General features: G+C 72.1%; 28 protein-coding genes. 1 reads left to right on the top strand and 27 read right to left on the bottom strand.

The features are described 5' to 3' along the window. Positions 1–156: 156 nt before the first annotated feature. The 25 genes from ACZ6ZR_RS02310 to arc all read right to left on the bottom strand — a co-directional run bounded on the left by ACZ6ZR_RS02310 (position 157) and on the right by arc (position 23904). Positions 157–747, bottom strand: a complete 591-nt coding sequence (locus tag ACZ6ZR_RS02310) for a Uma2 family endonuclease (RefSeq protein ID WP_465638514.1) — start codon at positions 745–747, stop codon at positions 157–159. Positions 748–853: 106 nt separating this feature from the next. Beyond that, positions 854–1561, bottom strand: coding sequence for a GntR family transcriptional regulator (locus ACZ6ZR_RS02315; protein WP_465638516.1), 708 nt, complete (start codon positions 1559–1561; stop codon positions 854–856). A gap of 66 nt (positions 1562–1627) precedes the next feature. Next, entirely contained in the window at positions 1628–2533 is a 906-nt protein-coding gene (locus ACZ6ZR_RS02320; RefSeq protein ID WP_465638518.1) for an ornithine cyclodeaminase family protein, read from the bottom strand. Beyond that, a complete protein-coding gene (locus tag ACZ6ZR_RS02325; protein ID WP_465638519.1) occupies positions 2533–3558 on the bottom strand; it encodes a proline racemase family protein in 1026 nt (341 codons plus the stop codon). The genes ACZ6ZR_RS02320 and ACZ6ZR_RS02325 overlap by 1 nt, the downstream gene beginning before the upstream one ends. After that, a complete protein-coding gene (locus tag ACZ6ZR_RS02330; RefSeq protein ID WP_465638521.1) occupies positions 3555–4925 on the bottom strand; it encodes an aldehyde dehydrogenase family protein in 1371 nt (456 codons plus the stop codon). Before ACZ6ZR_RS02330 ends, ACZ6ZR_RS02325 begins: the two co-directional genes overlap by 4 nt. Before the next feature lie 115 nt (positions 4926–5040). Beyond that, on the bottom strand, positions 5041–6042 hold the full coding sequence (locus ACZ6ZR_RS02335) for a proline racemase family protein (protein WP_465638523.1): 1002 nt from the start codon (positions 6040–6042) through the stop codon (positions 5041–5043). 84 nt (positions 6043–6126) lie between these two features. Further along, a complete protein-coding gene (locus ACZ6ZR_RS02340) occupies positions 6127–6990 on the bottom strand; it encodes a dihydrodipicolinate synthase family protein (protein ID WP_465639183.1) in 864 nt (287 codons plus the stop codon). Between the two features lie 126 nt (positions 6991–7116). Then, positions 7117–8514 (bottom strand): FAD/NAD(P)-dependent oxidoreductase, encoded by a 1398-nt coding sequence (locus ACZ6ZR_RS02345; RefSeq protein WP_465638525.1) that lies wholly within the window; start codon positions 8512–8514, stop codon positions 7117–7119. Beyond that, entirely contained in the window at positions 8495–8812 is a 318-nt protein-coding gene (locus tag ACZ6ZR_RS02350) for a (2Fe-2S)-binding protein (RefSeq protein ID WP_396295450.1), read from the bottom strand. Before ACZ6ZR_RS02350 ends, ACZ6ZR_RS02345 begins: the two co-directional genes overlap by 20 nt. Then, entirely contained in the window at positions 8809–9966 is a 1158-nt protein-coding gene (locus tag ACZ6ZR_RS02355) for an NAD(P)/FAD-dependent oxidoreductase (protein ID WP_465638527.1), read from the bottom strand. The genes ACZ6ZR_RS02350 and ACZ6ZR_RS02355 overlap by 4 nt, the downstream gene beginning before the upstream one ends. A 141-nt stretch (positions 9967–10107) precedes the next feature. Then, positions 10108–11052, bottom strand: coding sequence for a twin-arginine translocase subunit TatC (gene tatC / locus ACZ6ZR_RS02360; RefSeq protein WP_465638529.1), 945 nt, complete (start codon positions 11050–11052; stop codon positions 10108–10110). Continuing rightward, entirely contained in the window at positions 11049–11318 is a 270-nt protein-coding gene (gene tatA / locus ACZ6ZR_RS02365; RefSeq protein ID WP_465638531.1) for a Sec-independent protein translocase subunit TatA, read from the bottom strand. Before tatA ends, tatC begins: the two co-directional genes overlap by 4 nt. Before the next feature lie 149 nt (positions 11319–11467). After that, positions 11468–11629 (bottom strand): hypothetical protein, encoded by a 162-nt coding sequence (locus ACZ6ZR_RS02370; protein ID WP_465638533.1) that lies wholly within the window; start codon positions 11627–11629, stop codon positions 11468–11470. A 38-nt stretch (positions 11630–11667) separates the two neighbouring features. Further along, positions 11668–11898 (bottom strand): hypothetical protein, encoded by a 231-nt coding sequence (locus ACZ6ZR_RS02375; RefSeq protein ID WP_465638535.1) that lies wholly within the window; start codon positions 11896–11898, stop codon positions 11668–11670. Between the two features lie 4 nt (positions 11899–11902). Beyond that, a complete protein-coding gene (locus ACZ6ZR_RS02380; protein ID WP_465639185.1) occupies positions 11903–12820 on the bottom strand; it encodes a helix-turn-helix transcriptional regulator in 918 nt (305 codons plus the stop codon). Between the two features lie 26 nt (positions 12821–12846). Beyond that, on the bottom strand, positions 12847–13821 hold the full coding sequence (locus ACZ6ZR_RS02385) for a helix-turn-helix transcriptional regulator (RefSeq protein ID WP_465638536.1): 975 nt from the start codon (positions 13819–13821) through the stop codon (positions 12847–12849). Between the two features lie 152 nt (positions 13822–13973). After that, positions 13974–14345: an FKBP-type peptidyl-prolyl cis-trans isomerase gene (locus ACZ6ZR_RS02390; RefSeq protein ID WP_465638538.1), complete on the bottom strand. Its 372-nt coding sequence runs from the start codon at positions 14343–14345 to the stop codon at positions 13974–13976. A gap of 50 nt (positions 14346–14395) precedes the next feature. Further along, the gene (locus ACZ6ZR_RS02395) at positions 14396–15667 is read right to left on the bottom strand and encodes an FKBP-type peptidyl-prolyl cis-trans isomerase (protein ID WP_465638540.1); all 1272 of its coding nucleotides are present in this window, start codon (positions 15665–15667) and stop codon (positions 14396–14398) included. Between the two features lie 130 nt (positions 15668–15797). Beyond that, entirely contained in the window at positions 15798–16784 is a 987-nt protein-coding gene (locus ACZ6ZR_RS02400; RefSeq protein WP_465638541.1) for an FKBP-type peptidyl-prolyl cis-trans isomerase, read from the bottom strand. 97 nt (positions 16785–16881) lie between these two features. Continuing rightward, positions 16882–18243: a Pup--protein ligase gene (pafA, locus tag ACZ6ZR_RS02405; protein ID WP_465638543.1), complete on the bottom strand. Its 1362-nt coding sequence runs from the start codon at positions 18241–18243 to the stop codon at positions 16882–16884. 111 nt (positions 18244–18354) lie between these two features. Beyond that, a complete protein-coding gene (gene prcA / locus ACZ6ZR_RS02410; RefSeq protein WP_465638545.1) occupies positions 18355–19092 on the bottom strand; it encodes a proteasome subunit alpha in 738 nt (245 codons plus the stop codon). 32 nt (positions 19093–19124) lie between these two features. After that, the gene (gene prcB / locus ACZ6ZR_RS02415; protein ID WP_465638547.1) at positions 19125–19967 is read right to left on the bottom strand and encodes a proteasome subunit beta; all 843 of its coding nucleotides are present in this window, start codon (positions 19965–19967) and stop codon (positions 19125–19127) included. Between the two features lie 189 nt (positions 19968–20156). Then, the gene (locus tag ACZ6ZR_RS02420; RefSeq protein WP_345289782.1) at positions 20157–20375 is read right to left on the bottom strand and encodes a ubiquitin-like protein Pup; all 219 of its coding nucleotides are present in this window, start codon (positions 20373–20375) and stop codon (positions 20157–20159) included. 136 nt (positions 20376–20511) lie between these two features. Further along, complete coding sequence (gene dop, locus ACZ6ZR_RS02425) at positions 20512–22023, bottom strand: depupylase/deamidase Dop (protein ID WP_465638549.1); 1512 nt, start codon at positions 22021–22023, stop codon at positions 20512–20514. A 111-nt stretch (positions 22024–22134) separates the two neighbouring features. Further along, entirely contained in the window at positions 22135–23904 is a 1770-nt protein-coding gene (gene arc / locus ACZ6ZR_RS02430) for a proteasome ATPase (RefSeq protein ID WP_465638551.1), read from the bottom strand. Positions 23905–24148: 244 nt separating this feature from the next. On the opposite strand from arc, the gene ACZ6ZR_RS02435 reads away from it, so the two are divergent. After that, positions 24149–24436 (top strand): ferredoxin, encoded by a 288-nt coding sequence (locus tag ACZ6ZR_RS02435; RefSeq protein WP_465638553.1) that lies wholly within the window; start codon positions 24149–24151, stop codon positions 24434–24436. A gap of 34 nt (positions 24437–24470) precedes the next feature. Here ACZ6ZR_RS02435 and ACZ6ZR_RS02440 read toward each other — a convergent pair whose 3' ends face one another. Both ACZ6ZR_RS02440 and ACZ6ZR_RS02445 read right to left on the bottom strand, forming a co-directional pair. Continuing rightward, entirely contained in the window at positions 24471–25085 is a 615-nt protein-coding gene (locus ACZ6ZR_RS02440; protein WP_465638555.1) for a hypothetical protein, read from the bottom strand. Positions 25086–25290: 205 nt separating this feature from the next. Then, positions 25291–26238 carry a tRNA (adenine-N1)-methyltransferase gene (locus ACZ6ZR_RS02445; RefSeq protein ID WP_465638557.1) on the bottom strand — a complete coding sequence of 316 codons (948 nt, stop codon included), beginning with the start codon at positions 26236–26238 and terminating at the stop codon, positions 25291–25293. Positions 26239–26249: the final 11 nt, after the last annotated feature.

Raw genomic sequence — 26249 nt, forward strand, 5'->3', positions numbered from 1 at the left:
CCCACCCCGACCGCCCCGGCGCCACCGACCTCGACCCGTGCACCGACCCCGGCCCGCCCCCACTGCAGAATCCGACGCCACCCCATCCGCCCCCCTCAACCGACCTCCGTTTGCGCGCACGACGCCAGCGGGGCACGGCCGACCTGGGCAGGCGGACTAGGAAACCGGCCCGAGCATCACGTCCACGGAGAGCGTCACGGCTGCCCCGACCGACTCGGGAAGAGTGAAGGACTGGCCCCGGTGGCGGACCGCGTGGACCCGGTAGTCCCCGTCCGACGGGTCTGTGAGGATCATGACCTTCTCGTTCGTCCGATCCACGATCACGTAGACGGGCACTCCCGCGCCGGCATAAGCGGCTGGCTTCTTCTTGAGGTCGTCGCTCAGGTTGCTCGACGTGACTTCGAGAACCAGCCGGAAGACGGCCGGGTTGTAGCAGCCGTACTCGAGCTTGTGCTCCTCGAAGTCGGCGTCCACCACGGCGAGGTCGGGGATAACGAAGTCGTACGGTCCGTCAGGCAGCCAGAGACCGACCGCCTGGAGCACCTGCGACTGCTCACCGTGCAGTCCAGCCGCCAGGAACGGGATCATGATGTTGGTGAGCGAGCGGGCATGCGCACCGCTGGCGGGAGGTGTCACGGTGATCTGGCCCCCGACGATCTCGACCCGGTGGCCGGACAGCCGGTCAGAGATCATGTCGGCGGCTTCGAGCAGCGTCGGATGCGGCTGCTCAACCGCTACTGCGGACACGGAGTTCCTCCCGGCTGGCCGGTGTCGAGAACACCATCGTAGGCCTGCCGTTCCGGCGGCAAGGGCTTCAGCCACCGACCACCGGAACGGGTGACGGCGTACGACCTCAGCGGGCGCCGAGCCGCAGAGCCGGGCGCTCGTCGATGGCTTCTTCGTTCGCGGCCCAGAGGGAGCGGACGTGGCCGAGGTGCTCCATCATGCAGCGCTCGGCGGCGGGGGCGTCGCCGGAGATCATCAGGTCGAGGAGGGTCAGGTGCTCCTCGGCCGAGGAGACCAGCTCGCCGCGCTGGTCGAGGCGGGTGAGGCCGTAGAGGCGGGAGCGCTTGCGGAGGTCGCCGACAACCTCGACCAGGCGGGCGTTGCCGGCCAGACCGAGCACGGAGAGGTGGAACTGGCGGTCCGCCTCGAGGTAGCCGATGAGGTCGTGCTTGCGGGCGGCGACCACGATGGCCTCGGCCTCGGGGCGGAGGGCCTCGAGCTGCTCGCGGGTGGCGGTGCGGGTGACCTGGCCGACGGTGGGGACCTCGATCAGGGCGCGGATCGCGGTGTAGTCGTCGAGGTCGCGCTCCGTCAGCTCGGTGACCCGGAAACCCTTGTTCCGGACCGCCTCGACCAGGCCCTCGCGGGCCAGGTCCAGCATCGCCTCCCGGACGGGGGTCGCGGAGACGCCGAAGTCGGCGGCGAGGGCGGGGGCCGAGTAGACGACTCCGGGGCGGAGTTCGCCCGAGATCAGGGCCGCTCGCAGGGCGTGGGCGACCTGGTCGCGCAGGCGCTCCTGGACGGAGATGAGGGCGCGGGGCTTGAGGTCCGCCATGGTGTTCCTCCGGTGGGGGCTGAGCAGGACACCATTGTACAATGTCACGTTACGTTGATTTGTGAATTACTTCGGATCAGTTGCGGCGAATTGTGCGGAGGCGACCGCCAGGTCCTCCCAGGCCATGCCGACGCTCTTGAAGAAGCGCGGCCGGTCGGTCGGAACAACTGCCTTGCCGTTCACCAGTTCTGACAGGTTAGCAAGGCGATCCCCGGGCACAGAAGGGATCAGCAGGTCCCCGGCCTCCCGCAGCGCCACCGCCCGCGACTCCACGTACAGCGCGGAACGCTCCACCAGCGCCGAGTCCACCTCCCGCGCCACCGGCTCGTGCGAGCCCACCGCCGCCACCGCGGCGTGGTCCGGGACGCGCGCGCCGTCGAAGAGCGGCTCGCGCGCCGTGGTGCAGCAGACCACCAGGTCCGCGCCGGCGACGGCGTCGGCGGTGCCGAGCGCCGCGGTCAGCCCGAGCGAGGCGGCGTACGCGACCAGCGCGGCGGCCGGCTCCGGCGAGCGGCCGACCACCGTCACCCTGGCCAGCGGACGGATCGCCAGCAGCGCGTCCAGGTGGGCGAAGGCCTGCGGGCCGGTGCCGAAGAGCACCAGGTGCGAGGCGTCCGGCTCGGCCAGCTGACGCAGCGCCAGGGCGGTGACGGCGGGGGTGCGCAGCGAGGTGAGCCCGACGCCGTCCAGCAGGGCGAGCGGCTGGAGGGTCGGGCCGTCCAGCAGCAGGTAGCTGCCGGTGATCCGGGGCAGACCCCGGGCGGCGTTGCCCGGGACCACACCCGCGATCTTGACGCCGGTGAACCGCGCCGAGGCGGCCGGCATCAGCAGCAACTCCCCCGCCGGGACGGGGATGTTGCTGCGGGCCGGCGCGGTCTCGACGTCGAGCCCGTCGAGCAGGACGGCCGCCAGCGCGTCCACCGCCTCGGCGGGGCCCAGGGTGAGCGGGAGGAAGGGGAGCTGAGCGGTCATCAGAGGAGGAATCCCGTCCCGAGGGTGTCGGCCGGGTCGAGCAGGAAGCGGTGCTCGCCGGTGCGGTGGGCGGTACCGGTGACCTCGGTGATCACCCCGTCGGGGTGTTCGCCGGCCAGCCGTCCGGTGAAGACGGTACCGATGACCGATTCGTGCCGCAGCTCCTGACCGGGGGTCAGGCGGCCCTCGGCGGCCAGCAGGGCGAGCCGGGCGGAGGTGCCGGAGCCGCACGGGGAGCGGTCGATCTGGCCGTCGGCGAAGACGGTGACGTTGCGCTGGTTGGGGCCCGAGGAGATCGCGGGCAGGTCCTCGTGCAGGATCACGCCGTAGACGCCGGAGAGCCGCGGGTCCGAGGCGTGCCGGGTGGCCGGGTGGTCCGCCAGGGCGGCCCGGATCTCCCGCCCGACGGCGGTGAGTTCGGGCAGCCGGTCGGTGGTGACCGTCAGGCCGAGGTCGGCGGCGCGGACCGAGGCGTAGCAGGCGCCGGAGTGCGCGAGGTCGACGGAGACCGGGCCGCGGGAGGTCTCCACCTTGACGCCCCGGGCGGAGACGGCGGTGGGGACGTTGCGGAAGGTGATGCCGGTGGTGGCGCCGCCGGAGCGGTGCACGGTGGCGGTCACCCGGCCTGACGGGACGTCGATCCGGACCCGGGCGTCGCCGTCCGAGGGGGCGTCGACCAGGCCGGAGTCCACGGCCCAGGCGCCGAGCGCGATGGTGCCGTGGCCGCAGGCGGTGGAGTAGCCGTCCTTGTGCCAGAACAGGACGCCGAAGTGGGCCTCGCTTTCGTCGGCCGGCACCACGAAGCCGCCGTACATCCCGGCGTGGCCGCGCGGCTCCCGGGTGAGCAGCTGCCGGACGGTGTCCAGGGCGCTCGGCCGGGGGTTGGTGGCGGTGCCGCCGGCGCCGAGCGCGATGGCCCGGCGCTCGGCGACCGAGTCGCCCGGGACCGTCGGCAGCCCGGCCGTGACGATCCGGAAGGGCTCGCCGGCGGTGTGGTAGTCGACGGTCTCCACGACGGAGCTCATCGGGGCGTCCCGGCCGGGAGCAGGGTGACGGTGCGCTGGGCGGTGAAGAAGTCGAGCACGGCCTGGCCCTGCTCGCGCGCGCCGTAGCCCGCGCCCTTGGCGCCGCTGAACGGGAGGTGGAAGTCCACCCCGCTGGAGGGGGCGTTGACCCGGACCATGCCGGCGTCCAGGCGGTCGGCGGCGGCCAGCGCGGTGTCCAGGTCCCGGCTGTGCACCGAGGTGGAGAGGCTCTGGGCGGTGTCGTTGGCGACCGCGATGGCCTCGTCCAGGTCGGCGGCGGGCAGCAGCACGGCCACCGGGCCGAAGAACTCCTCGGTGCGCAACGGGTGTCCGGCCGGGACCTGCTCCAGCAGGGTGGGCTCGATGAACCAGCCGTCCCGGTCGATCCGGTGGCCGCCGGCCAGCGCGGTGGCGCCGGAGCCGACGGCGGAGTCGATGGCGGTGGTGAGGCGCTCCAGCGCGGGCCGGTTGATGACCGGGCCGCAGACCTCGGTGAGCGCGCCCGGCGCGGCGATCGCGGTGAGCGCCTTGGCCAGCGCCTCGGCCAGCGGCTCGTAGGCGTCGCCGACCGCGATCACCCGGCTGGTGGCGGTGCACTTCTGGCCCGCGTAGCCGGCGATGGCGGCGGCCAGGTGGGCGGCGGCCTGGGCGATGTCGGCGTCGGGCAGCACGATGGCGGCGTTCAGGCCGCCCATCTCGGCCTGCACCGGGACGCCGCGCTCGGTGGCGGCGGCCACCACGGCGCGGCCGACGCCGGTGGAGCCGGTGAAGGAGATCACGTCGGCGCCGGCCACCAGGGCGGCGCCCTCCTCGGCTCCGCCGGGGACGATGGTCAGCACGCCCTCGGGCAGCCCGGCCAGCTCGGCCAGGCGCAGCGCGCAGGCGGTGGCCTCGGGGGCGGGCTTGAGCACCACGGCGTTGCCGACCGCGAGGGCCGGGGCGGCCTTCCAGGTCGGGATGGCGAGCGGGAAGTTCCAGGGGGTGACCAGGCCGGCCACGCCGTACGGGCGGCGGCGGGTGAGCAGCAGGCCCTCGCCGGCGGCGGGCTCGTGCACCTCGCCGGAGGAGGCGAACGGGGCCTGCGCGTAGTAGCGCCAGATCGCCACGGTGCGGCCGACCTCGCCGCGCGCCTCGACGGCGGGCTTGCCGACCTCACGGACGATCAGTTCGGTGAGCTCGTCGGTGTGCGCCTCGATCGCGGCGGCGGCCTTGGAGAGGGCGGCGGAGCGGCCCGCCGCGCCGAGTGCCCGCCAGCCGGACTGGGCGGCCCGGGCCCGCTCGATGGCCGCAGCCACCCCGGCCGCGCCGGGGCTCTCGACCTCGACCACCAGGTCGGCCGGGTCTGCGGGGTTGTACGAGGTGATCACGGGGTGCCTTTCGGACGGCGGGCGGTCGGGCGGTCGGGCGGCTTGACGGTGGGTCAGGAGACCGGGGCGGGGCGGCCCGCGCGGACGGGCGCGGTGCGTCGCCGCCCCGGCACGGTCAGAGCAGGAAGCCCGCGGGGAACGGGTCGCTCGGGTCGAGGAAGTACTGCGCGGTGCCGGTGACCCAGGCCCGGCCGGTGACGGTCGGGACCACGGCCGGACGGCCGGCCACCGTGGTCTCCTCCACCAGGCGGCCGGTGAAGGTGGTGCCGATGAAGGAGTCGTTGCGGAAGTCCTGGTGCAGCGGGAGCTCGCCTCGGGCGTGCAGCTGGGCCATCCGGGCCGAGGTGCCGGTGCCGCAGGGCGAGCGGTCGAACCAGCCGGGGTGGATCGCCATCGCGTGCTGCGAGTGCTCGGCGGTGGAGCCGGGCGCCAGCAGCTGCACGTGGTGGCAGCTGTGGATGGACGGGTCCTCCGGGTGCACCGGGCGGTCGGCCGCGTTGATGGCGTCCATCATGGCCAGGCCGGCGTCCAGGATCTCCTGCTTGCGCTCGCGCTCGAACGGGATGCCGAACTCGGCCAGCGGCAGGATCGCGTAGAAGTTGCCGCCGTAGGCCAGGTCGTAGTTCACCGTGCCGTAGCCGGGGACCTCGATCTTCTGGTCCAGGGCGACGGAGTAGGAGGGCACGTTGCGGATCGTCACGGCCTTGGCCGCGCCGTCCTGGACGTGCACGTCGGCGATCACCAGGCCGGCCGGGGTGTCGAGGCGGACGGTGGTGACCGGCTCGACCACCGGGACCATGCCGGTCTCGACCAGCACGGTGGCCACGCCGATGGTGCCGTGCCCGCACATCGGCAGCAGGCCGGAGACCTCGATGTAGAGCACGCCGAAGTCGGCGTCGGGCCGGGTCGGCGGCTGGAGGATCGCGCCGCTCATCGCCGCGTGGCCGCGGGGCTCGTACATCAGCAGGGTGCGGAACTCGTCCAGGTTCTGCTGGAAGTGCACCCGGCGTTCGGCCATGGTGGCCCCGGGGATGGTGCCGAAGCCGCCGGTGATGACCCGGGTCGGCATGCCCTCGGTGTGCGAGTCCACGGCGTGGAACACGTGACGGCTGCGCATGGGGGAATCTCCTCGGGGAGAGGGCCGGCTGCCGCCGCAGCCGGCCTCTGGTCACTTCTGGGGGTTGACGCTACGTCGGCTACGTCAGACCAGGCCGGCCGCGATGGCCTTCTCGGTGGCGGTGCGGACGGCCGCCTCGATCTCCGGGGAGAGCGGGAAGCGCGGCGGGCGGACCGGGCCGCCCGGACGGCCGGCGATGTCCATCGAGAGCTTGATGGCCTGGACGAACTCGGTCTTCGAGTCCCAGCGCAGCAGCGAGTGCAGCGAGCGGTACAGCGGGACGGCGGTCTCCAGGTCACCCGAGACGGCGGCGTGGAACAGCTTGGCGCTGGCCTCCGGCAGGGCGTTCGGGTAGCCGGCGATCCAGCCGACGGCGCCGGCCAGGGCCAGCTCCAGCAGCACGTCGTCGGCGCCGATCAGCAGGTCCAGGCCCGGGGCGAGCTCGGCGATCTCGTAGGCCCGGCGGACGTCGCCGCTGAACTCCTTGACGGCGACGATGTTGCCGTCCTGGTGGATGTCGGCGAGCAGCGAGGGGACCAGGTCCACCTTGGTGTCGATCGGGTTGTTGTACGCCACGATCGGCAGGCCGGCCTTGGCCACCTCGGCGTAGTGCGCGCGGACCGTCGCGGCGTCGGCGCGGTAGGCGTTCGGCGGCAGCAGCAGGACGGAGCCGGCCCCGGCCTCGGCGGCCTGCTCGGCCCAGCGGCGGGACTCGGCGGAGCCGTAGGCGGCGACGCCCGGCATGACGCGCGAGCCGTCACCGGCCGCCTCGACGGCGGTGGTGACCACGCGGGCCCGCTCCTCGGCGGTGAGGACCTGGTACTCGCCGAGCGAGCCGTTCGGGACCACGCCGTCGCAGCCGTTGGCGATCAGCCACTGGACGTGCTCGCCGTAGGCGTCGTAGTCGACGGAGAGGTCGTCACGCAGGGGGAGCGTGGTGGCGACCATGATGCCGCGCCAGGGACGGGTGGGCTCGTGCGTTGCGGACACTTGGGGGTCTCCTTGAGTGGTGAGGTGTGACATTTTATTAGAGCGGGCGGTGGACCACAAGGGCGTGGACCACCTGAGGAGGCGTCAGGGGTGCGGTTCGCCGTCGGCGAGCTGGGCCAGCGGGACGGGGCAGGCCAGCGGACGGGCGTCGGGCCGGAGCGTGGCGGCGCCGGAGAGGCAGGCCACCGCGGGGCCGCACATCCGGCCCTGGCACCAGCCCATCCCGGCCCGGGTGAGCAGTTTGACGGTCCGTGGGTCGGCCGCGCCGAGCTCCTCCACCGCGGTGCGGATCGCCCCGGCCGGGACCTCCTCGCAGCGGCAGACGTCGGTGTCATCGCGCAGCCAGTCCGTCCAGCCCGGGCCGGGCCGGTGCGCGGCGGCCATCAGGCCGGCGAAGGCCCGGCGGCGCTCCCGGCGGGCGCGCAGCGAGGCCGGCACCGGCGCCCCGGCGATCACCCGGGCGGCCAGCGCGCCCTCCGCGATCGCCAGGTCGGCGCCGCCCACGCCGCAGGTCTCCCCCGCCGCCCAGAGGCCCGGCAGCGAGGTGCGCAGCTGGTCGTCCACCTTGAGCGCCACGGTGTCGTCGGCGGTGGTGACGGTCTCGGCGCCCAGCTCGGTGGCCAGTTCGATCTGCGGCAGCAGGCCGTGCCCGACCGCCACCGCGTCGCACTCGATCCGCCGCTCGGTGCCGGGCACCGGGCGCCACTCGGCGTCCAGCCTCGCCACCGTCACCGCGGTCACCCGGTCGGTGCCGTGCGCCTCGACCACCGCGCTGGAGCGGCGCAGCCGGACCTTGCCGCGGAGCAGGTTGGCGCCGTGCTCGGCGCCCTCGACCAGCTTGGCCGGGTTGGCGGCCAGCGTGGTCAGGCCGCGGGCGTAGCCGAGGTAGTTCGAGGCCTCCACCACCGTGGGCACGGTGGCGCCGGCGGAGACCAGCGAGGAGGCCGCGGCCAGCAGCAGCGGGCCGCTGCCGGCCACCACGATCCGCCGACCGGGCAGCACCAGGCCGGCCTTGAGCATGGCCTGGGCGCCACCGGCCGTCACCACGCCGGGCAGCGTCCAGCCGGGGAAGGGCAGTTGGCGCTCGTAGGCGCCGGTGGCGAGCAGCACCGCGGCGGCCTCGACCAGTACGGCTTCGCCGGCGGCCAGCGCGTGCAGGCGCCAGGGGCGCGCGCCGGTGCCCTGCTCGACGGTCCAGACCTGGTGCTCCGTCAGGTGGGTGACGGTGCTCGCCGCCAGCTTGTCGCGCAGCCTGGTGAAGGCGGACCAGCCGTGGTGCAGCTTCTCCGGGTGGGCCGCGCCCAGCTCCGGGGCGGGGTGCCGGTAGTACTGGCCGCCGGGGCGCGGGCCGGCGTCCAGCAGGACGCAGCGCAGCCCGAGCGCGGAGGCGGTGACGGCGGCGGCCAGCCCGGCCGGGCCGGCGCCGATCACGGCCAGGTCGTACAGCTCGTCGCGGGAGCGGTCAGACGGCGAGGTCGGCACGGCCGTGGCCCTCCTGGGTGGTGACGGTGGTGCCGGGCTCGGCGGGGATCAGGCAGGTGCGCTGGTTGGGCGCGCCGTCCACGGTGGCCAGGCAGTCGAAGCAGGCGCCGATGCCGCAGAACGCGCCGCGCGGGCGGCCGTTCACCCGGGTGGTGCGCCAGGCCAGGATGCCGTTGGCCCAGAGCGCGGCCGCGATGGTCTGGCCGGGCAGCACCGGGATCGGGCGGCCGTCGAAGTCGATGGTGTGCCCCGGCTGGGGCCGGGCGCCGACCAGTTCGGCGGGGGTGCGGGCGCTCACGCGGCGGCTCCAGGGTGCGGGAAGCGGTCGGCTCGGAACGGGGTGAGGTCGAGCCCGGGGGTCTGCCCAGTGAGCTGACGGGCGATCAGCTCGCCGGTGGCGGGGGCCAGGCCGATGCCCGCGCCCTCGTGGCCGCAGGCGTGGTACAGCCCGGGCACCCGCGGGTCGGCGCCGATGGCCGGCAGGTGGTCCGGCAGGTACGGGCGGAAGCCCCGGTAGGCGCGCTGCACCTGGACGGTGCGCAGCACCGGGAAGAGCCGGGCCGCGTTGGCCGCCAGGCGCTGGAGCACCTCGACCGAGAGGGTGCGGTCGAAGCCGACCCGCTCCCGGCTGGCGCCGATCAGCACCGGCCCGCCCGGGGTGCCCTCGACCACGGCGGAGGTCTGCAGCGCGGCGGAGCCGCTGGCCACGTCGGCCACGTAGTCGGCGGCGTAGACCTTGTGCCGGACGATCCTCGGCAGCGGCTCGGTGACCAGCACGAAGCCGCGCCGGGGCAGCACCGGGAGCTCGACGCCGGCCATCGCGGCCAGCTCGCCGCCCCAGGTCCCGGCCGCGTTGATCACCACCGGGGCGTCGATCCGGCCCTGACCGGTCGTCACCCCGAGCACCTCGCCGGAGGGCGCGGTGCGGATGCCGGTGACCGTCTCGCCGAGCCGCAGGCGGGCCCCGGAGGCCCGCAGCAGGTGAGCGGCGGCCAGCGCGGGCTGGACCTGGGCGTCCTGCGGATAGAGGAAGCCGCCGCCCAGCCCGGAGGCCAGGTGCGGTTCCAACTCGGCGAGGCGGTCACCGGGGATCTCGGAGGACTCCACCCCGGCCTTGGCCTGCTCGGCGGCGAAGCCGCGCAGCGCGGCCATCCCGGCCTCGGTGGAGGCGACCACCAGGCCGCCCTTGGGCTCGTACTCGACCCGCTCCCCGAGCTCCTCGGCGAGCGCGCGCCACAGGCCGGTGGAGTACAGGGCGAGGTCGAGCTCGGGGCCGGGCTCCTTGTCGGAGACCAGGAGGTTCCCCTCGCCGGCACCCGTGGTGCCGCCGGCGACCGGGCCTCGGTCGACGACGGTGACGTTCAGACCGGCTCGGGACGCGTAGTAGGCGCAGGCGGCGCCGACCACACCGGCGCCGACCACCAGGACATCGTGGGGGGATCTCGTGGACACGGCAGTAATATGTCACATGGTTTTCGCGCTGCCAAGGCCGTGGACATGACGAAACGGCCCCGTTCCACTGGAAGAACCAGCAGGCCGGGGCCGTTCGGGCGAACTGACGGTGCGTCAGTCACGACAGTGTCAGGTGGAGCCTCAGGTGATGTCGTCCATCTGCTCCCGGCGGGCGGCCGGGACGGCGGACGGCAGCTCCGGCGAGGCGGAGGCGGTGACCGCCTCGGCGCCCTCGACACCCTCGACCGAGAGGTCCAGGTGCGAGGCCTCCTCGTCGTCGAGGCCCGCGTCCGGGTTGTTCCGCAGCCGGCGCTTGTCGTTCATCAGCGCCACGCCGACCGCGATGAAGTACAGCGCCACGATCGGCGCGGCCAGCAGCAGCATCGAGAACGGGTCGGCCGAGGGGGTGGCGAAGGCCGCGAAGACGGTGATCGCCATCACCATGCCGCGCCACCAGCCGAGCAGCCGCTTGCCGCTGAGGACACCGACGAAGTTCAGCATCACCAGCAGCAGCGGGAACTCGAAGCCCAGGCCGAAGACCAGCACCATCCTGGTCACCACGTCGAGGTAGTCCTCGACGGTGAGGATCGAGGTCACGCCCGTGCCCGCGAACTGGATCAACATCGCCGCCGTCATCGGCATGACGAGGTAGGCGAAAGCGGCACCCGCCAGGAACAGCGGGATGCCGAAGCCCATGAAGGCCACGGTGTAGCGGCGCTCGCTCTTGTGCAGGCCGGGCGCGACGAAGCGCCAGAGCTGGAACAGCCAGACCGGGGTGGCCGCGACCACACCACCGGTCAGCGCGACCTTCAGCACCACGGTGAACGCGGTCATCAGGCCGATGTTCGCCACCAGGGCGCACTTGTTCTCGCCGGGCGGCGGCTTGTTGTCAGGGCCGCAGGCGGGCAGCGGGGAGATCAGGAAGTCGATCACCGGACGGTAGAAGATCGCGACCACGACGGTGAACAGCAGGATCGCCAGGATCGACTTGACCAGCCGGTTGCGGAGCTCCCGCAGGTGCTCCGCCAGGGCCATCCGGCCCTCGGGGTCCTTGGCCGGCTTGACGGCCTTCTCGCTCGTGCTCAAGCTCGGTCCTCGACTCGGGCCGGCTCACCCGGGGCGGACTTGACGACGCGGGCCGGCTCCACCGGCTCGATCGGCTCGGCGGCGCCCTCCTTGGCGGCGGCCACCGTCCGGTCCTTGAGGGACTTGCCCTCCTCCTTGAGCGCCTTGCCCTCCGCCTTCAGGATCCGCGCGGACTTGCCGAGCGACCGGGCGAGGTCGGGCAGCCGCTTCGCGCCGAAGAGCAGCAGGGCGAGGACGACGATGATGAGGATCGCGCCGATCCGCATGTGCGACCACCTTTCTCCCAGGGGCAGCACTCCCCCGCTCCCGGCGATGGTAGCCCCTGCGGGTGACGCTGCGACAACGACCGGATGCTACCTGGCCTCGGTGGACGGACCGTGGCGGCCCCCGGCCGCCGGCCCCCCGGTCCACCCGGTCACGGCGCCAGGCGCTCGGCCGCCTCGGTCACCGCCCGGGAGGCCGTACCGACCTCCCGGGCCAGCGACCTGACGTCCAGCCAGAGCCGGCCGGCCAGCACCCCCAGCACCAGCAGTCCGGCGGTGGACAGCAGGACGGCGGCGACGACGGTCCAGGGCACGTGACTCTCCTACGGGGTGGATCTCGGGTGACGCGGCGTCAGTCGACCGGCAGCAGGCGCATGGTGCTGACCCCGGCCCTGGTCAGCGCCTCGACGATGGACTCACCGGCGGTCTTGCGGACCGCCTGGCCGCACGCCGGGCAGTGGAAGCTGTAGAACGTGCGCTCCCGGGTGGCGCCCAGCGCCAGCCGGAACGCCTCGGCCGGCAGCTCCACCTTCTCCCGGCAGTGAGAGCAGTAGACCTTGAATCTGGTGCCCTCCGCGGTCACCGGGTCAGCCCTCGTAGCCCTGGAGCGCCTCGAGCGCGGCGGCCCGCGCCGAGTCGGCGAGCTCCGGCGGGGAGACGATCCGGCCGTCCCGGCCCAGCCGCAGGGCCAGCGGGCGCAGGCCCGCCGGGTCCGCGCTGCGCAGGGTGATCCGCAGACCGCCGTCGGGCAGCTCCTCGGCCGAGTCGTGGGTGTAGTACTCGGCCACCCAGCGGCCGCCGGGGCCGACCTCGACCACCACCTCCGGGTCGGAGGCGGCCGGGGTGACCAGACCGGCGGACAGGTCGCGCGGCTCCAGCCGCGGCGGGTCGGCCGGCTCGTCCAGCACCTTGATCTCGGCCACCCGGTCCAGCCGGAACACCCGGCGGTCCTCCGAGGTGCGGCACCAGCCCTCGAGGTAGGTGTGCCCCTCGGTGACCAGCCGGATCGGGTCGACCAGACGCTCCGTCATGCCACCGCGCCCGTGCGACCAGTAGCGCAGCCAGATCAGCCGGCCCTCGCTCAGCGCCCGGTCGATGTCGGCGAAGACCTGGCCCTCGGCCTCGAAGGTCACCCCGACCCGGGCCGAGGACTCGGCGCTGTCGCCGGCCGCGTCCTCGATCTTGGCGACCGCGCGGGTCAGCGCCTGCCGGTCCCGCTCACGCAACCCCGGGAGCCCAGCCACGGCCCGGGCGGCCACAAGGAGGGCGGTGGCCTCGTCGGCGGCCAGCCGCAGCGGCTGGGCCACGTCGTCGACGTTGTGCCACCAGATCCGCTCGCCGTCGGTGTCGATGTCCAGCAGGTCGCCGCCGCGGAAGCTGGTGCCGCACATCGGCAGCACGTTCAGGTCGTTGATCAGCTCGCGCTCGGTGATGCCGAACGCCCGGGCCACCTCGGCCACCTCGGCGCCGGGCCGCTCGCGCAGGTAGGTGACCAGCGACAGCATCCGCCGGGTCTGGTCGATCGCGTTGCTCAACTCTGCCCCTCAAGGAGACCGGCCACCGCGCGCAGCCGGTCGACGACGTCCGCCCGCAGGTCCTCGGGCGCCAGCACCACCAGGTCGGGGCCGAACTCGGCCGCCTCGGCCGCGAGCCCCGGGCCGTACGGGATCTCCAACTCGTCCCAGCCGTCCGCGCCCTCACGGACGCTCAGCGCCTTGGTCCGCAGCGGGAAGCCCTTGCCCTGCCGCAGCCGGACGGTGGCCGAGGCGGTCGCGCCCTCGCCGCCGAACCTGGCCACCACCGCGCGCACGTCCACGTGCTCGGGCACCGTGCCGGTGAACTGCCCGGCCCGGGACTTCACCTTGCCGGTGATCCGGCTCAGCCGGAACACCCGGGCCGCCTCGCGGTCCCGGTCCCAGCCGGCCAGGTACCAGTGGCCGCGCCAGCACTCCAGCGCCCAGGGCTCCACCGAGCGCGGCTCGGCCGCGGCCGCCCCGGCCTTGCGGTACTCGAAGGTGACGGGGCGTCGGTCCCGGGCCGCGGTGAGCAGCGGCTCGAAGGCCGCCTCCCGGGCCGGGATCCGCGGCTCCAGCGCGCTGTGCTCGCGCTCCTCGGTGAACGGCACCCCGGCCGCGCGCAGCTTCTGCAGCGCGCCGCTGGCCGCGCCGGACATCTTGGCCTGCTGCCAGACCCGGGCGGCCAGCGTGAGCGCGGCCGCCTCCTCGGCGTCCAGGGCGATCTCCGGGAGCCGGTTGCGGTCCTTGCGGGCCAGGTAGCCCATCTCGCCGTCGAGCCCGTTCTCGTCCACGTCGATGATCAGGCCGAGCTCGCGCAGGTCGTCCTTGTCCCGCTCGAACATCCGGTTGAAGGCCTCTTCGCTGCCGGACTGCCAGGCCTCCCGGTACGCCTCGACGGACTCCCGGAGCTCCTTCTTGGAGAGCGGACGTCTGGTGTTCATCAGGCACAGGGCGAGGTTCATCAGCCGCTCTGCCTTGGCGATCGCCATCGCGGACCTTTCGGGTAACGGGGGTGCTTCCAGCTGGGTGGTTCGTCAGCTGTCGCTGACCGTACCGGCTGTGGTGCTCGCGGGGAAAGCCGAGGCCCCACCCCGCGCATCGCGGGGTGGGGCCTCGGGGTGACGCGGTGTCAGACGACGTGTCAGACGCCGAGCAGGTCGACCACGAAGATCAGGGTCGAACCGGCCGGGATGAGCGGGCTCGGGGACTGGTTCCCGTACGCCTTGTGGGCCGGGATGGTCAGCTTGCGCCGGCCGCCGACCTTCATGCCCTGGACGCCCTCGTCCCAGCCCTTGATGACCCGGCCGCCACCCAGCGGGAAGCGGAAGGTCTGGCCGCGGTTCCAGGAGGCGTCGAACTCCTCGCCGGTCTCGAAGGTGACGCCCACGTAGTGGACCTCGACCATGGCACCGGCCTTGGCCTCGGCACCGTCACCGACGAGGATGTCCTCGATGACCAGGTCCGCCGGCGCGTCGCCGATCGGGAAGTCGATCTCCGGCTTGGTAAGGCTCACAGCAAAGCTCTTCTCGTTCGGTGATGTAACAGGGATACGTTACGCGACGACTAGTCGGCGCCGCCGACACCCGCGTCCAGGATGTCGATCACGAAGACCAGGGTGGAGTTGGCCGGGATCTTCTCGGAGGCCTTGTCGCCGTAGCCCTGGGCCGGCGGGATCACGACCTCGATCCGGCTGCCGATGGTCTGGCCGGTGACGGCCTTGTCCCAGCCCTCGATGACGCCGCCGCCACCGGTGACGAAGCCGAAGGCCTGGCCGCGGTCGAGCGAGGAGTCGAACTGCTTGCCGTCGGCGTAGGTCACGCCGGTGTACTGGACGACGACCTTCTCGCCCGACTCGATCTTCCGGCCCTTGCCCGGGATCAGCACCGAGGTCTTCAGCTCGGTCGGCGCGGCCACGCCCGGGACGGGGGTGATGGTGGCCGGCTTCTTGCCGTTGTCCTTGACCGCGGGCATGCCCTCGGCCGGGGCGGCCATCTCGCCGCTGAGCACCGCGTCCGGCGAGGTGCCCTGCTTGATGTCGATCACGAAGACCAGGTTGTCCTTCGGGCCGACCCCCATCTGGGTGTTGCCCTGGTCGCCGAAGGCGGCGGCCGGCGGGGCCACCACCACGATCCGGCTGCCGGCCTTGTGCCCGGTCACCGCGTCGTCCAGGGCCGGGATCAGCTTGCCGGCGCCGGCCTGGAAGAGCTGCGGCTTCTTGTTGTCGAAGGAGTTGGCCAGGTCCTTGCCGGTGGCCCAGTTCTTGCTGGTGAAGTCGACGGTCACCCAGTCGTTCTTCTTGACCTCGGGGCCGGTGCCCTCGGTCAGCGTCTTCACCACGAAGCTGCCGTCGGGCGCGTCCTTGGGCACCTCGATGGCCGCCTTGGTGCCGAAGTCACCGGTGACGACCGGGAGCACCTTGGCGTCGTTCTTGATCGGCGGCACCGGGGCCTGGGTCGGGGTCGGCTGGGCCGGGGCGGACGGCGCCGAGTCGGCGGCGGCCTTCTTGTCCGAGTCCGGCTTGTTGACCATGTACAAGGTCACGACGCTGCCGACGATCAGGACCGCCAGCACGGTGCCCAGGATCGCGCCGAGCTTGCCGGCCGAGCCGGGGTTCTCGTCGTAACCGGACTCGTCCATGTCCCGGCGGCGCACCGTGGAGGCGAAGACCTGGGGCTCCTCGTCCTTCTTCTCCCCGGAGGCCGGGCGCACCTCGTCCCCGCCCCAGCCCGCCTGCTGCTTCAGGATCGCCGGGGGGACGACGATCGACTCACCGTCACCCGGCAGCGGCCCGCCGGGCCGTGCAGCCGTCGGGTCCCCGACGCTCTTCTCAGTCATGACTCCCCATCCATCTCGCGGGCCGCGCCCTCACCGGGTCCTGACGGACACCTGCCACAGTGCGCGACAGTATGTCAGGTGGACATGAGGGCGCGGTAAGAGCGCGAGCGTCGATTCGGTGTCAGGGGTTTCAGACCGCCTCGAGGATGTCGATCACGAAGACCAGGGTGGAGTTGGCGGGCACCGAGGCCTGCGCCTTGTCCCCGTAGCTGAGGGCCGGCGGCACCACCAGCTCGACCCGGCTGCCGACCGTCTGGCCGACCAGGCCCTGGTCCCAGCCCTTGATCAGGCTGCCGGTGCCGACCTGGAGCGCCTGCGCCCCGCCGTGGCTCCAGGAGGAGTCGAACTGCTGGCCGTTGGCCCAGAGCACCCCGGTGTACTGCACCACCAGGGTCTGGCCGGACTGCACCGGCTTGCCGTCGCCCTTCACCAGCACGGAGGTCTTCAGCTCGGTGGGCGGGGCGGGCGGCCCGGCCGGGACGGTGATGGTCGGGGCGGCCTTGCCGTTGTCCTTCACCTGCGGGAGGTCGGCCGGCGGCTGGGTCATGGCCCCGCCGATGGTCGAGTCCTGCGGCAGGTCCTCCACCACGTCCAGCACGAAGACCACGGTGTCGCCGCCGCCGATGCCCAGGTTGGCGCTGCCGGTGGCGCCGAAGCCGGCCGCCGGCGGGGCCACCACCAGCAGCCGGGTGCCGACCTTCTTGCCCACCACCGTCTGGTCGAAGGCGGGCACCAGCTGCCCGCTGGCCGCCTGGTAGAGCTGCGGCTTCTGGCCGGAGTCGTAGGAACTGGTCAGGTCCTTGCCGGTGGTCCAGTCCTTGGCGGTGTAGTTGACGGTCACCCAGTCGTTCTTGGCGACCGTCGCGCCCTCGCCCTCGATCACCGTGTTCACCACGAACTGGCCGCTGGGCTGGCCGGCCGGCAGCGTGATCGTCGCCTTGCTCCCGAAGCTCCCGGAGACGGTGGGCATCGGGGAGGCCGAGGCCACCGGGCTCGGCACCGCCGTGGCGGAGGCCGAGGCGGTGCCGGAAGCCCCCTGGGACGGCGAGCCGTCGCTGCCGCAGGCGGTGAGCAGGAGGAGCGGCAGGACGGCGAGCAGACCGGCGGTGCGACGCACGGTGTTCCTAACTGTCGGTCAAGTACGGGGCGGTGCCTGCCCGCAGCGTATTGCCCGATCCGCCCGCCGCCCCGCAGGCACCCCGCCCGGCGCCCGGCTACATCCCCGCGATCAGCTTCTCCACCCGCTCGTCCACCGAGCGGAACGGGTCCTTGCAGAGCACGGTGCGCTGCGCCTGGTCGTTCAGCTTCAGGTGCACCCAGTCGACGGTGAAGTCCCGGCGCTGCTCCTGCGCCTTGCGGATGAAGTCGCCGCGCAGCCGGGCCCGGGTCGTCTGCGGGGGCACCGACTTGGCCTCGAAGGTCTTGAGGTCGGTGGTGATCCGCTGGGCCTGGCCCTTGTTCTGGAGCAGGTAGAACAGGCCCCGGCGGCGGTGGATGTCGTGGTACGCCAGGTCGATCTGGGCCACCCGGGGGTTGGACATCCCCATGTTGTGCTTGGCCCGGTAGCGCTCGATCAGCTGGTGCTTCATGATCCAGTCGATCTCGGTGGAGACGCTGTCGAGGTTCCCGGAGCGGACGGCCTCCAGGGTGCGGCCCCAGAGCTCCAGCACCTTGGCGATGGTGCCGGTGTTGATGCCCTTGCGGTCGGCGAACTCCAGCGCCTTGGAGTAGTACTCCTCCTGGATGTCCAGCGCGCTGGCCTCCCGGCCGTTGGCCAGCCGGACCTGGTGGGTGCCGGTGAGGTCGTGGCTGACCTCGCGGATGGCCCGGATCGGGTTCTCCAGCGTCAGGTCGCGCATCACCACCCCGGCCTCGATCAGCCGCAGCACCAGGTCGGTGGAGCCCACCTTGAGCAGGGTGGTGGTCTCGGACATGTTGGAGTCGCCGACGATCACGTGCAGCCGGCGGTACCGCTCGGCGTCCGCGTGCGGCTCGTCCCGGGTGTTGATGATCGGACGGGAGCGGGTGGTGGCGGAGCTGACGCCCTCCCAGATGTGCTCGGCCCGCTGGCTGACGCAGTAGACCGCGCCGCGCGGGGTCTGCAGCACCTTGCCCGCGCCGCAGATCAGCTGACGGGTGACCAGGAAGGGGATCAGCACGTCGGCCAGCCGGGAGAACTCGCCGTGCCGCGCCACCAGGTAGTTCTCGTGGCAGCCGTAGGAGTTCCCGGCCGAGTCGGTGTTGTTCTTGAACAGGTAGACGTCCCCGGCGATGCCCTCCTCGTGGAGGCGCCGCTCGGCGTCCACCAGCAGGCCCTCGAGGATCCGCTCGCCGGCCTTGTCGTGCGTCACCAGCTCGGTGACGTCGTCGCACTCGGGGGTGGCGTACTCGGGGTGGGAGCCCACGTCCAGGTAGAGGCGGGCGCCGTTGCGAAGGAAGACGTTGCTGCTGCGGCCCCAGGAGACAACGCGGCGGAAGAGGTACCGGGCCACCTCGTCCGGCGACAGCCGACGCTGCCCCCGGAACGTGCACGTGACGCCGTACTCGTTCTCGATCCCGAAGATTCGACGGTCCATGAAGGCATCTCTTCTCTGTTCGAGGGCCTTGCGAAACCCCGGGCGGCCGACGGTCCGTCAGATCGCCTCGGTGGAGCGGGAGCCGCCGCGCCGGGCGGCTCCCGCTGCTCCCTACTCCTCTGTGCTCTCCTCGGCGGCGGCCGACTCGTCGCCGGCCAGCAGACGGCTCAGCTGCCCGCCCAGCACCCGCGTGAACTTGCGCTTCTGGAAGCGGGTGCGGTCCAGCACCGCGACCTCCAGCTGATCCGGCGTCAGGGTGCGCGGGGTGCCGCCGTTCGGATCCCGGGCCAGGCCGTCCACGGCCAGCTTGAGCGCGCCGGCCAGGCTCAGCCCGGCCCGGTGCTTCTCGCCCAGGTAGTTGCCGATCGAGTCCGCGTTCCCACCGACCACCACGGAGTTCTTCTCGTCCACCACCGAGCCGTCGGGGGTGAGCCGGTAGATCTGGTCGTCCTCGGGGGTGCGGCCGACCTCGGCCACGATCAGCTCCACCTCGTACGGCTTCTCGCCGACCGAGGAGAAGATGGTGCCGAGGGTCTGGGCGTAGACGTTGGCCAGCCCGCGGGCGGTCACGTCGGCCCGGTCGTAGGAGTAGCCGCGCAGGTCGGCGTAGCGCACGCCGCCGATCCGCAGGTTCTCGAACTCGTTGTAGCGGCCGACCGCGGCGAAGGCGATCTGGTCGTAGATCTCGGAGACCTTGTGCAGCGCCCGCGAGGTGTTCTCGGCGACGAAGACGATGCCGTCGGTGTAGGTCAGCACGACCACGCTGCGGCCGCGCGCGATGCCCTTGCGGGCGTACTCCGCGCGGTCCGCCATGGCCTGCTGGGGCGAGACGTAGAACGGTGTGGACACCTTGGCCCCTTCCTGGGAGGTTCGTGGCGGGCTTAGAGGAGCGGGGCCTGCGGGCCGTTGGGGTGCTCGAGGCGCTGGTCGGTGATCGAGTGCGCGATCGCGGAGACCTCGGCCTCGGAGAGGCGGCGGAAGCCGTCCTCGGTGATCAGCGAGACGATCGGGAAGATCTTGCGGGCCATGTCCGGGCCGCCGGTGGCGGAGTCGTCGTCGGCCGCGTCGTACAGCGCCTGCACCACCAGGGTGGAGGCCTGCTCGGCGGTCAGGCCCTCGCGGTAGAGCTTCTTCATCGAGCCCCGGGCGAAGACCGAGCCGGAGCCGGTGGCGGCGAAGCCCCGCTCCTCGGAGCGGCCGCCGGTGACGTCGTAGGTGAAGATCCGGCCGCGGTTGAGGTTGAGGTCGTAGCCGGCGAACATCGGGACCACGGCCAGGCCCTGCATGGCCATCCCGAGGTTGCCCCGGATCATCGTGGTCAGCCGGTTCGCCTTGCCCTCCAGGGAGAGCACCGCGCCCTCGATCTTCTCGTAGTGCTCCAGCTCCAGCTGGAACAGCCGGACCATCTCGACCGCCAGGCCGGCCGTGCCGGCGATGCCCACCGCGCTGTACTCGTCGGCCGGGAACACCTTCTCGATGTCCCGCTGGGCGATCACGTTCCCCATCGTGGCGCGGCGGTCGCCGGCCAGCACCACGCCGCCGTCGAAGACCGCCGCGACGATGGTGGTGCCGTGCGGCGCCTCGATGGTGAGGCCCTCCGGCAGGGTGCGGCGGCCGGGCAGCAGCTCCGGCGAGTACTGGCCGAGGAAGTCGATGAACGACGACGAGCCCGGGGTCAGGAAGGCAGCCGGTAGACGCCCGGTGCCACCAGTGTTGGCTTCCACTCGATTCCTTCCAGGTAGATCAACTGGCGCTGTGTGAACCGGAGACTACCCGTTCTTCGCCCCTCAACCACCTCGTCGGCGACGGGTAGTTCGGCAGGGTGTCGAAACGGCCGTCAGATGGTCCGCGCGCGGCAACCCCGGAGGAATTCCCACGGGATTGCCGCGCGCGGCGGAGCTACTGACGAGCGGCTACTGGCCGCCCTTCTGCACGAACTGACGGACGAAATCCTCCGCGTTCGACTCGAGGACGTCGTCGATCTCGTCGAGCACCGCGTCGACGTCGTCGCTGAGCTTCTCCTGGCGCTCCTTGAGGTCGTCGGACGCCTGCGCGTCGACCGCCTGCTCCTCGACCTCCTCGGAGGAACGGCTCGCCCGCTGCTGACCGCCGTCGGTGTCCTTGCTGGCCATTTCCCTCACCCCGCTCGCTCGGTTGGTCAGACACTATCCACCGGCCACGACATCCGCTTCCGGTTTCCGTACAACGTCCGTGCCTCGTGTGGATGATTCCCTTTTCGCGGAAAGTTCACCCCTGGTGATCGAGACGTTACCCGCCGGACAGCACCCGGAGCAGGTCCTCCGCCGTCCGGCAGCGGTCCAGCAGGTCCTTCACGTGGCTGCGGGTGCCCCGCAGCGGCTCCAGGGTCGGCACCCGCTGGAGCGAGTCCCGGCCCGGCAGGTCGAAGATGACGGAGTCCCAGGAAGCTGCCGCCACATGGTCGGCGTACTGCTCCAGGCAGCGGCCGCGGAAGTACGCCCGGGTGTCCTCCGGGGGCTTGGAGACCGCCCGGGTGACCTCGTCCTCGGTCACCAGCCGCTCGAACCGGCCGCGGGCCACCAGGCGGTTGTACAGGCCCTTGTCGGCCCGCACGTCGCTGTACTGGAGGTCCACCAGGTGCAGCCGGGGGCTGTCCCAGTCCAGGCCGTCGCGCAGGCGGTAGCCCTCCAGGATCTCCTTCTTGGCGACCCAGTCGAGCTGCTTGGACAGGCTCATCGGGTCGTTCTCCAGCCGGTTGAGCACGTCCTCCCAGCGCAGCAGCACGTCCACGGTCTGCTCGTCGGCGTCCTGGCCGTAGCGGTCCTCGACGTACTTGCGGGCCAGCTCGAAGTACTCCATCTGCAGCTGAACGGCCGTCAGCTTCCGCCCGCTGCGCAGCTGGACGAGGTACTGCAGGGACGGGTCGTGGGAGACCCGGTGCAAGGTCCGGACCGGCTGGTCGACGGCGAGGTCGGCGGTGATGAAGCCGTCCTCGATCATCGTCAGGACCAGCGCGGTGGTGCCCAGCTTGAGGTAGGTGGAGATCTCGGAGAGGTTGGCGTCGCCGATGATCACGTGCAGCCGGCGGTACTTCTCGGCGTCCGCGTGCGGCTCGTCCCGGGTGTTGATGATCGGGCGCTTGAGGGTGGTCTCCAGGCCGACCTCGACCTCGAAGTAGTCCGCCCGCTGGCTGAGTTGGAAGCCGTCCGCGCCGCCCTCCTGGCCCAGGCCCACCCGGCCGGCGCCGGTGACCACCTGGCGGGAGACGAAGAAGGGGGTGAGGTGGCGGACGATGTCGGCGAACGGCGTCGACCGCTGCATCAGGTAGTTCTCGTGGGTGCCGTAGGAGGCGCCCTTGTTGTCCGTGTTGTTCTTGTAGAGGTTGATCCGCTGGCCGTTCGGCAGCTCCAGCGCGCGGGCCGCCGCCTCGGCCATGATCCGCTCGCCGGCCTTGTCCCAGAGCACCGCGTCGCGCGGGTTGGTGATCTCCGGCGAGCTGTACTCGGGGTGCGCGTGGTCCACGTAGAACCGGGCGCCGTTGGTGAGGATGACGTTGGCCAGGCCGATGTCCTCGTCGGTCAGCTGGCTGGCGTCCGCCACGTCTCGCGCGAGGTCGAAGCCGCGTGCGTCGCGCAGCGGGTTCTCCTCCTCGAAGTCCCAGCGGGCCCGCCGTGCCCGGTGCATCGCGGCCGCGTAGGCGTTGACGATCTGGGACGAGGTGAGCATCGCGTTGGCGTTCGGGTGGCCCGGCACCGAGATGCCGTACTCGGTCTCGATCCCCATCACGCGCCGTACGGTCATGCGGCCCTCCTTGCCCGGTTCTGCTGCCCGGTTCCGATGGTGTCCCAAGACGCGCCGTCCGGCTGCGGGCCCCGGGTGGGGGGCCCGCAGCCGGACGGTGGGAAGGGCGTCCTACAGGTACTGGCCCGTGTTGGCCACGGTGTCGATCGAGCGGCCGGACTCGGCGCCCTGCTTGCCGGTGACCAAGGTCCGGATGAAGACGATGCGCTCGCCCTTCTTGCCGGAGATCCGGGCCCAGTCGTCCGGGTTGGTGGTGTTGGGCAGGTCCTCGTTCTCCTTGAACTCGTCCACGCAGGCGGCGAGCAGGTGCGCCACCCGCAGGCCGTGCTGGCCGGTGTCGAGGAAGGCCTTGATGGCCATCTTCTTCGCCCGGTCGACGATGTTCTGGATCATCGCGCCGGAGTTGAAGTCCTTGAAGTACAGGACCTCCTTGTCACCGTTGGCGTAGGTGACCTCCAGGAAGCGGTTCTCCTCGGTCTCGGTGTACATCCGCTCGACCACGGCCTGGATCATGCCGCCGACGGTCGCCGCCACGGAGCCCTCGTGCTCCTTGACGTCGTCCGGGTGGAACGGCAGCGAGTCCTTGAGGTACTTGGAGAAGATGTCCTTCGCGGCCTCGGCGTCCGGGCGCTCGATCTTGATCTTGACGTCCAGGCGGCCGGGCCGCAGGATCGCCGGGTCGATCATGTCCTCGCGGTTCGAGGCGCCGATCACGATGACGTTCTCCAGGCCCTCCACGCCGTCGATCTCGGCGAGCAGCTGCGGGACGATGGTGTTCTCCACGTCCGAGCTGACGCCCGACCCACGGGTGCGGAAGAGGGACTCCATCTCGTCGAAGAAGACGATGACGGGCGTGCCCTCGCTGGCCTTCTCCCGGGCCCGCTGGAAGACCAGGCGGATCTGCCGCTCGGTCTCGCCGACGTACTTGTTGAGCAGCTCGGGGCCCTTGATGTTCAGGAAGTAGCTCTTGCCCTGCGGCCGGCCGGTCACCTCGGCGACCTTCTTGGCCAGCGAGTTGGCCACCGCCTTGGCGATCAGCGTCTTGCCGCAGCCGGGCGGGCCGTAGAGCAGGACGCCCTTCGGCGGCCTGAGCTCGTACTCCTTGAACAGGTCCGCGTGCAGGTACGGCAGCTCGACCGCGTCCCGGATCTGCTCGATCTGGCTTCCCAGACCGCCGATCTGACGGTAGTCGATGTCCGGGACCTCCTCGAGGACCAGCTCCTCGACCTCGGCCTTCGGGACCACCTCGTAGACGTAGCCGGAGCGCGGCTCCAGCAGGAGCGCGTCGCCGGGGCGCAGCTTCAGCTCGCGCAGCGGCTCGGCGAGCCGGACCACCCGCTCCTCGTCGGTGTGCCCGGTGACCAGCGCTCGCTCGCCGTCCTCCAGCACCTCCTTGAGGGTGACGATGTCACCGATGCTCTCGAAGGCGAACGCCTCGACGACGTTCAGCGCCTCGTTGAGCATCACCTCCTGGCCGCGGCGGAGCTCGTCGAGTTCGACGCTCGGGCTGACGTTCACCCGCAGCTTGCGGCCGCCGGTGAAGATGTCGGCCGTGCCGTCCTCGTTCGCGCTCAGGAAGGTGCCGAACCCGGCGGGAGGCTGGGCCAGCCGGTCCACCTCCTCCTTGAGGGCCACGATCTGGTCGCGGGCCTCCCGGAGCGTGGAGACGAGCCGTTCGTTCTGGGCGGTCACGCCGGCCAGGTTGGTCTGGAGCTCGACGATGCGGTCTTCGAGGATCCTCGAATTGCGCGGTGAGTCGGCGAGCTTGCGGCGCAGGACGGCGATCTCCTGCTCGAGGTACGAGACCTGAGCCGCCGGGTCGTCGGAACCCCGTGCGGGCCGGCCGGCGCTGCGGTTGTAGTCGTCATCGTGGGATGCCACGGTCCTCACCTCCTCCTGGGGGAGCTGGACGACCCAAACCTACCTTCATTCCTGCCGGGTAAACCCGTAGATCAGAAAGAAGGCCGGGCGTGTCCGATCTTCGCGCTCGGATGCTGCCCCCCGTGCTGAGTGGATACCCACCGTCGGCCCGCTAATGCGGCCGACGGGTAGGCTCGGTGTCCGATCGTGACCGGGCGGTGCCCGGCGCGGTACGTGGAGTTCGCCAGAAGGAGCGGTAGGGGACATGTCGGAGACCCAGGAAGCACTGGAAGTCTGGATCGATCAGGATCTCTGCACCGGGGACGGCATCTGCGTCCAGTACGCGCCCGAGGTCTTCGAGTTGGACATCGACGGCCTGGCCTACGTGAAGGGCGAGGACGACGAGCTGCGCCAACAGCCGGGCCAGACCGCGCCGGTGCCGCTGACGCTGCTTCAGGACGTGGTGGACTCCGCCAAGGAGTGCCCCGGCGACTGCATCCACGTGCGCCGGGTGAACGACCGGGTCGAGGTGTACGGGCCGGACGCGGACTGACGCCGGGTCAGGCGGCCGGGCCGGGCCGCCGGGGTCAGGCGGTGGCGGCCGGCTGCGAGCTCTCGGTGCGGAGCCAGCCGCCGCCGGCCTTCTGCCGCCAGGAGAGCGAGACCAGCAGGTCCGGCGCGAAGCGCGGCACCTCCTCGCTGGAGTAGCCCCGCGCGCGGGCGGTCAGGGTGCCGTCGCTGCGCAGCTTGAGCTCGGTGACGGTGCGGCCCGCCGTCTCCTCCAGCAGGGTCGCGGCGAGCTGCGGGCGGCCGTCCTGACCGTTGGTCAGCAGGTAGACGCCGTCCGGCGGGGTGCCGTTGCCGGCGTCGCAGTGGGCGGCCAGCACGGTGCTGGGGCGGCCGTCCAGCAGGGCCGTGAAGCTGAGCGAGACCTTCACCGGGAACGGGCCGCAGTCGAGCGGCAGGGTGGCCTTGGCCGGGTCCGGCGCGGACTCCTTCGGCAGCGCCGCCGGGGCCTTGGCGGCGGGCGGTGCCGCCGGGCGCACCACGCCCCCGGCCGGGGCGGCGGCCAGACCGGCGGCGATCAGGGCGGCGGTGGCCGCCGCGACCAGCACCCAGTGGCGTATCCGGCTCCGGCCGGCGCTCCGCCCGGCGCTCGGCCCGGGGTCCGTCTCGGTCGGGTCCGTCTGAACCGTCGTCATCTGCACCGTCTCGGCCGCGCGTTCCACCAGGCAGTCCCCTCCTGGGCGGGGTGGCATGTGAGGCAGCATCATCCCACGGCCCGGGGCCTGTCATGACCTCCGGCACTCCCGGGTTCCGGCTGGGTTCCGGCTGGGGCTCCGCCCCCGGAACCGACGAAGGGTGCACCCGCGGACGGGTGCACCCTTCGTTCGTTCGTCGTCGCTACTACTCGGACTCGGTCTCGCTCTTGGCGGCGGCCCGGGCGGCCGCGCGCTCGGCGAGGCTCTGCTCCGGAGAGCCGCCCTCGTAGTCCTCGCCGTACGAGCCCTTGGAGGGTCGGCGGCGGCGCAGCGGGGGCTCGACGCCGTCGGCCAGGCGGCGGGCGGTGAGCAGGAAGCCGGTGTGGCCGATCATCCGGTGGTCCGGGCGGACCGCGAGGCCCTCCAGGTGCCAGGTGCGGACCATGGTCTCCCAGGCCTGCGGCTCGGTGAAGGTGCCGTGCTCCCGGAGCGCCTCGACGGTCTTCGACATCTGCGTGGTGGTGGCCACGTAGCAGCAGATCAGACCGCCGGGGACGAGCGCCTTGGAGGCGACGTCCAGGCACTCCCAGGGGGCGAGCATGTCGAGGATGACGCGGTCGACGTCGGTCTCCACCAGGTTGTCCTGGAGGTCACCCACCGTCAGCTTCCAGGCCGGGTGCGAGCCGCCGAAGTAGCGCTCGACGTTGCTCTTGGCGATGTCGGCGAAGTCCTGGCGGCGCTCGTACGAGGCGAGCATGCCGGTGTCGCCGACGGCGCGCAGCAGGTACGTGGAGAGCGCGCCGGAGCCGACGCCCGCCTCGACCACGCGGGCACCCGCGAAGATGTCGGCCATGGCCAGGATCTGCCCCGCGTCCTTGGGGTAGATCACGGCGGCGCCGCGGGGCATGGAGAGGACGTAGTCGGGGAGCAGGGGGCGCAGCGCGAGGTACGGGACGTTCCCCGTGGTGCGCACGACAGTGCCCTCGGGGGCGCCGATCAGCTCGTCGTGGGGGAACGCACCCTTGTGGGTGTGGAACTGGTTCCCGGCCTGGAGCGTGAACGTGTAGTGGCGGCCCTTGGGGTCGGTCAGCTGGACCTGGTCCCCGACCTGGAAGGGCCCGCGTCGGCGGGTGGCACCGGTCGGTTCGGACATGACGGCAATCC

The organism is Kitasatospora sp. NPDC088742 (genome assembly GCF_055584905.1).

What these genes read in the sequence shown, in the direction of transcription:
- ACZ6ZR_RS02315 (WP_465638516.1), bottom strand. Translation starts at nt 1,561, where the DNA reads ATGGCGGACCTCAAGCCCCGCGCCCTCATCTCCGTCCAGGAGCGCCTG.
- ACZ6ZR_RS02320 (WP_465638518.1), bottom strand. Translation starts at nt 2,533, where the DNA reads ATGACCGCTCAGCTCCCCTTCCTCCCGCTCACCCTGGGCCCCGCCGAG.
- ACZ6ZR_RS02325 (WP_465638519.1), bottom strand. Translation starts at nt 3,558, where the DNA reads ATGAGCTCCGTCGTGGAGACCGTCGACTACCACACCGCCGGCGAGCCC.
- ACZ6ZR_RS02335 (WP_465638523.1), bottom strand. Translation starts at nt 6,042, where the DNA reads ATGCGCAGCCGTCACGTGTTCCACGCCGTGGACTCGCACACCGAGGGC.
- ACZ6ZR_RS02340 (WP_465639183.1), bottom strand. Translation starts at nt 6,990, where the DNA reads ATGGTCGCCACCACGCTCCCCCTGCGTGACGACCTCTCCGTCGACTAC.
- tatA (WP_465638531.1), bottom strand. Translation starts at nt 11,318, where the DNA reads ATGCGGATCGGCGCGATCCTCATCATCGTCGTCCTCGCCCTGCTGCTC.
- ACZ6ZR_RS02380 (WP_465639185.1), bottom strand. Translation starts at nt 12,820, where the DNA reads ATGCTGTCGCTGGTCACCTACCTGCGCGAGCGGCCCGGCGCCGAGGTG.
- ACZ6ZR_RS02385 (WP_465638536.1), bottom strand. Translation starts at nt 13,821, where the DNA reads ATGGCGATCGCCAAGGCAGAGCGGCTGATGAACCTCGCCCTGTGCCTG.
- ACZ6ZR_RS02395 (WP_465638540.1), bottom strand. Translation starts at nt 15,667, where the DNA reads ATGACTGAGAAGAGCGTCGGGGACCCGACGGCTGCACGGCCCGGCGGG.
- pafA (WP_465638543.1), bottom strand. Translation starts at nt 18,243, where the DNA reads ATGGACCGTCGAATCTTCGGGATCGAGAACGAGTACGGCGTCACGTGC.
- ACZ6ZR_RS02420 (WP_345289782.1), bottom strand. Translation starts at nt 20,375, where the DNA reads ATGGCCAGCAAGGACACCGACGGCGGTCAGCAGCGGGCGAGCCGTTCC.
- dop (WP_465638549.1), bottom strand. Translation starts at nt 22,023, where the DNA reads ATGACCGTACGGCGCGTGATGGGGATCGAGACCGAGTACGGCATCTCG.
- ACZ6ZR_RS02435 (WP_465638553.1), top strand. Translation starts at nt 24,149, where the DNA reads ATGTCGGAGACCCAGGAAGCACTGGAAGTCTGGATCGATCAGGATCTC.
- ACZ6ZR_RS02440 (WP_465638555.1), bottom strand. Translation starts at nt 25,085, where the DNA reads ATGACGACGGTTCAGACGGACCCGACCGAGACGGACCCCGGGCCGAGC.
- ACZ6ZR_RS02445 (WP_465638557.1), bottom strand. Translation starts at nt 26,238, where the DNA reads ATGTCCGAACCGACCGGTGCCACCCGCCGACGCGGGCCCTTCCAGGTC.